We start from the raw sequence: 5,132 nt of genomic DNA on the forward strand, positions 1-5,132 counted from the left end.
GTCGAACATCTTGCCGTCGATAGCGACGACGCCGGGGCTTCCCGCTGCCGCGAACGCAGCAACGATTGCCGCCGATTGTCTCACCGCCTCGGCCGACGGCGTGAAGGCTGCGTTGATGACCGGCACCTGATCGGGGTGGATCGCCATCTTGCCGGTGAAGCCATCGCGTTCGGCCTCGGCGCACTCCGCGGCGAAGCCCGCCATGTCGCGAAAATTCGGGAAGACGGTGTCGATCGCCGCGACCTCCGCCGCACCGGCGGCGAGTATGGTCATGGTGCGAGCGTGACGGAACACGTCCGTGTAGCGGCCACGCTCGTCGCGAGCCGAGCGCGCACCGAGCGCCGCCGACAGGTCTTCCGCGCCCCAGGTGAGCCCGGCAAGCCGCGCGCTGGTCCCGGCATAGGTTGCCGCCGCCAGCACGCCTGCCGGCGTTTCGGTGATGATCGGCAGGATCTTGATCGCGCCGTCGGCCAGGCCGTTTTCGGCCTCGCGCACCCTGAGTTTTGCCGATAGGTGCTGCACATCCTGGCCGCCGTTCGACTTGGGCAGCATGATGCCGTCGGGTTTCGCCGGAACCAGCGCCGCCAGATCGTTATCCGTCAGCCCGGTCGCGAGGTCATTGACCCTGACATAGATGGCGGAAGTCGTTTGTGCCCTGCGTTCCAGGATGAAGCGCGCCGCTACGCCGCGCGCCAGCGCCTTGTTGTGCGGCGCCACGGAATCCTCGAGGTCGACGATGACCACGTCGGCGCCGGCACCAAAACCCCTTTCCAGCTTCCTCTCGGAGTCACCGGGGACGAACAGCAGCGAGCGCATGATCAGGCTGCCTTCTTCAGCATCATCGCTTGCCTGGTGCATTTGGCGACGAGATCGCCATGCTGGTTGTAGGCGCGATGCTCGAATTCGACGATGCCGCGATCGGGCTTCGACCTGGACTCGCGCACCGAGATGACTGTCGTCTCGACGCGAACGGTATCGCCATGGAAGACCGGATGTGGAAACACGGTTTCCTTCATGCCGAGATTGGCCACCGTGGTGCCGACGGTGATGTCATTGACCGAAATGCCGATCATCAGCCCGAGCGTGAACAGCGAATTGACCAGCGGCTTGCCCCATTCGCTCTTGGCGGCGAAATCGAAGTCGATGTGCAGCGGCTGCGGGTTCAGCGTCATCACCGAAAACAGCATGTTGTCGCTTTCGGTAACGGTCTTGCGCAGCGTGTGCTGGAAGACATGGCCGACGACGAACTCTTCGAGATAAAGTCCGGCCATTTCTTTCTCCTCAGGTGCTTGACGGTTGATAGGCGCTGCAAATCAGCCTCGCAAGCCAGTTAATGAACATGGTGAACGGTTCGTAAACCAATTCTGCCTACGGTCGTCAGTGGGGTCGGAACCTTCCGGCAAGGGGCGTAAGCAGGCGGGCATGGTTGTTGTTTCGCATTTCCTGAAATGGATCTACACGGCCAAGGTGTCGGAGCGCGCCGCGGCGGCGAGCGCTCTGGCCCGAGCCTACATCAATTCCGAATTGCCCTTCGAGGACCGCTGCGCCGCAGAGGCGGCGCTGACACTGTTGCTCGACGATGCCTCGTCAAAGGTGCGGCTGGCGATGGCCGAGGCGCTGTCGATGAGCCAACACGCGCCAATGCAGATCATCAGCGTGCTGGCCTCCGACCAGCCGGAAGTCGCCGGCGTGGTGCTGGCGCGCTCGCCGCTGCTCACCGACGCCGACCTGATCAACCGCGTGGCTTCGAGTCCGAAGGCGACGCAAAAACTGATCGCAGACCGGCCGCTCGTCTCGATGGCGCTGTCAGCGGCCATCGCCGAGATCGGCGAGGCGGACGCCTGCGCCGTGCTGCTCGCCAACAGCGGCGCCGACATCGCCTCGCTCAGCTTCCGCCGCATGGCCGAACGGCATGGGCACCTGCCGCTGGTGCGCGAGGCGCTGATATCGGATGTCAGGCTGCCGGCCGACTGCCGGCATATGCTGCTCGTCAAGCTTGGCGAAATGCTGAAAACGTCGCCACTGGTGATGGCGATGATGGGCGCGGCGCGAGCCGACCGCGTCATGCGCGACGCCTGCGTCAAGGCTTCGGTGACGCTGATCGAAGGCACGCGCACGGAAGAACATGCGGCCCTGATCGAGCATCTCAGGCTGCGTGGCGACCTCACCGCGAGCTTCCTCATCCGCACCATCGCGCATGGCAAGGTCGATTTCTTCGGCTCGGCACTGGTTGCGCTCAGCCAGCAGTCCGAACAACGTGTGAGGGCGCTGCTGGCCGGCGGGCACGACGTGGCCTTGCAGGCATTGTTCCGCAGCGCCGGGCTCGCCGGCGCCACGCACGCCATCATCCTGCGTGCGCTGAAGATCTGGCGCGAGGTCGCCAACGGCAAGCGCGTCGCCGGTGTGCAGGAGGTAAGCTGGCTGATGCTCAAGGAAGTGGGCGGTCAATCCGCCGAGGGTGATCTCGCCGCCTTGGTCAAGTCGATCCATCTCGACGCGCTGCGCGAAAACGCACGCGGCCACGCGCTGGCGATAGCGGCCGCCTAGCCTTTATCCCTGGCGAAAAAATCCGGAAAATCCTCCATCGCGGCGGCGATGATGCGCAGCGATGCCGCGATCTGCAGCAATTCCCCGGTACCGTTTCGCTGGGCAATACCAGCCGCATATTGCCGGGCGACGGTGACGGTGGATGTCTGCGGATCGCCGGGGGCGCGGAAGAGCAGTTCGCGCGCCAGCCCTCTCAGGAAGTTGGCGATCGAAAGCGCGGTCTCGGATGGGATGGCATGGCTTTGGCTCGCATCGCGCAGCCGAAGGACCTCCAGGCCGACGGTGACGGCGGCGACGCCGCCGCCCAGAACCGCATCGCCTTTCTGACCGGCATTCTGCACCAGCGGCATCAATTGGTTGATGCGGTCGTAGGCGAGGCTCTCGAAGGCCGACCGCCTCGGCACCCGCTCATGCAGGCAAAGCCGCGCCAGATCCTCACGCATGGCGCGCACGATGCGGTTGGCCGCGAGCCATGGATCGGCCGGCAGCACGACGATGAAGACACCGATCGCCAGCAGGATGCCGACCAGGATCGACGCCGAACCGGCGAAGAAGGGTCCGGGATCGTAGGTCATCGCCTGGTGTGGACTGAGGAAGGCGAGAAAGTTGATGGCGAAAGCCGTCGCCACGCCGACATAGCGTGGATTGGCCATGGCCAGCGCCGTCGGCACCAGGATCGGCACGACAAACAGCATGAACCAGCCGAAGCCGGGCAGGGCAGGCAATGCGATCTGGCCGACGAGAAAGGCAAACGGCAGCGCCAGAAGCGTTCCCTTGAAGAAACCCCAGGCGACCTGCACAGGGTCGGGGCGAGCAGCAAACAGGCTCGACACGACGGCGACGAGAATGACCGTGCCGGCGGCTTCCGACCATTTCGTCGTCAACCAGAAGGCCGCGACCAGCAGCGTCGCAAGGGCAGCGCGCACCGCGTTGCGCGCTGCGCCGGCGTAATCGCGATGCACCACCAGCGCAGGCTGCCTGCTGCCCCTGGCCGGGCGCGTGGCAGGCGCACGCAGGGCATCGAGGCCGCGCAGCACCTGCTTGAGCGCATCGGCGAAATCGGCGGCAATGGTCAGGCGGGTGATCGTGCCGACCCTGTCGTCGCCCTGGTCGGTCGAGGCATCGGGCATTTGCCGGGCCTTGGCCGAGATGGTGTCGAGCCGCGCCACCCAAGGCGTGGTGTCGTCCAGCGCGCCGGGCTTCGTGGCCATTTCACCGACAAGGGCCTGCAACTCCGAACGCACCGGAATGAGCGCCGCATTCTTCGGAGCGGCATGCGAATGCAACGCACGTGCCGCCGACAGCGCCGAGAGCAGTTGTCCGATGGTGCGCCGGACCGGATGCGCGCGCGGCGCGAAGCTCGGCGCCTCGAGCCTGGCATAGGCGCGCATCTCGCCGAGCGTCTGGGTATCTGTGACCAGCTTTCGGTGCAGCGCGGACAGCGTTGCCGGGTCGCCGCCGGAGAACGCACCGCCGGCATAGGTGGCAAGATCGAGGATGCAGCGTTTCAGGCGCGAGACGATGGCGTCGCTGGCCAGTTTTGGCAGGATCAGCCGGCTGGTCAGGCCGGCGCAGACGATGCCGAGCACGATCTCGGCACAGCGCGCGACAGCGAGGTCGACGACGAGATGCGGCTGTCCGAAAGCGGGCAGGCCGATGATCATTGCGGTGTAGCCGGCCAGGGCGGCGCCATAGGCTTCCGGATTGCGCAGCAGCGACGAGACGAAGGTGCAGATGCCGATCCAGACGGCAAGCACAGTCACCAGCACCCAGGGGTTGGTGCCGAAAACGGTGGTGATGCCGATCGCGGCGATGCCGCCGACCAGCGTGCCGAGCAGCCGGTAGAAGCCCTTCGCCAGCACCATGCCGGCAACCGGCTGGGCGACGATGAACACCGTCATCATGGCCCATTGCGGATGGTCGAGCTTCAGCGCATAGGCTGCCAGCAGCGCGATCAAGCCGGCTGAAACGGTGCGCAAGGCAAAGATCCAGTCGGAGCGCGTCGGCTGCGTCAACCCGGCTAAACTCGTCTCGAAATAGCCTTTCAGCCGCGTCCTGGTCACATGCTCGTCTCCGCAACTGGAGCCTTGTTATGGACCGGCTGGCGGCTAGATATCCAGCACTTCCGTCTCGGCGAATTCGGCGCGTTCCTGGATGAACCGGAAGCGGGCCTCCGGCTTCGTGCCCATCAACGCATCGACGGCATCCTTGGTCGCCGTCTCGGCGTCGATTACATCGATCCTGAGCAGCGTCCGTTTCCTCGGATCCATGGTGGTTTCCTTGAGCTGGGCGGCCATCATCTCGCCCAGACCCTTGAAGCGGCCCAGTTCCACCTTGCCGCGCCCGGTGAATTCGGTGCGCAGGAGCTCGTCCTTGTGGGCGTCGTCTCGGGCATAGGCGACCTTGCCGCCTTGCCTGATCGAGTAAAGCGGCGGCACGGCGAGATAGAGATGGCCGCCACGCACCAGCGCCGGCATCTCCTGGTAGAAGAAGGTGATCAGCAGCGAGGCGATATGGGCGCCGTCGACATCGGCGTCGGTCATGATGATCACGCGGTCGTAGCGCAGATCCTCATCGCGGTACTT

Annotated in this window: 5 protein-coding genes; 1 reads left to right on the forward strand and 4 read right to left on the reverse strand. The window is 65.2% G+C overall.

What is annotated here, in order from left to right; all coding sequences use genetic code 11:
- Together EN932_RS28595 and EN932_RS28600 are read right to left on the reverse strand one after the other, a co-directional pair.
- A partial coding sequence (locus EN932_RS28595) for a CoA ester lyase (protein ID WP_164890657.1) occupies nucleotides 1–816 on the reverse strand: 816 nt, incomplete at its 3' end.
- A gap of 2 nt (nucleotides 817–818) precedes the next feature.
- Nucleotides 819–1,271, reverse strand: a complete 453-nt coding sequence (locus tag EN932_RS28600) for a MaoC family dehydratase (protein WP_027162575.1) — start codon at nucleotides 1,269–1,271, stop codon at nucleotides 819–821.
- 151 nt (nucleotides 1,272–1,422) lie between these two features.
- Between EN932_RS28600 and EN932_RS28605 the strand changes: the two genes are divergently transcribed.
- Nucleotides 1,423–2,547, forward strand: a complete 1,125-nt coding sequence (locus tag EN932_RS28605) for a DUF2336 domain-containing protein (RefSeq protein ID WP_063167881.1) — start codon at nucleotides 1,423–1,425, stop codon at nucleotides 2,545–2,547.
- Here the strand turns inward: EN932_RS28605 and EN932_RS28610 are convergent.
- Nucleotides 2,544–4,610, reverse strand: a complete 2,067-nt coding sequence (locus tag EN932_RS28610) for an FUSC family protein (protein WP_127388424.1) — start codon at nucleotides 4,608–4,610, stop codon at nucleotides 2,544–2,546. The genes EN932_RS28605 and EN932_RS28610 overlap by 4 nt on opposite strands.
- A 45-nt stretch (nucleotides 4,611–4,655) precedes the next feature.
- Nucleotides 4,656–5,132: toprim domain-containing protein (locus tag EN932_RS28615; protein ID WP_245483342.1), on the reverse strand; the 477-nt coding region annotated here is incomplete at its 5' end.

This window comes from Mesorhizobium sp. M7A.F.Ca.US.002.01.1.1 (genome assembly GCF_004022955.1).
Taxonomy (GTDB): domain Bacteria; phylum Pseudomonadota; class Alphaproteobacteria; order Rhizobiales; family Rhizobiaceae; genus Mesorhizobium; species Mesorhizobium ciceri.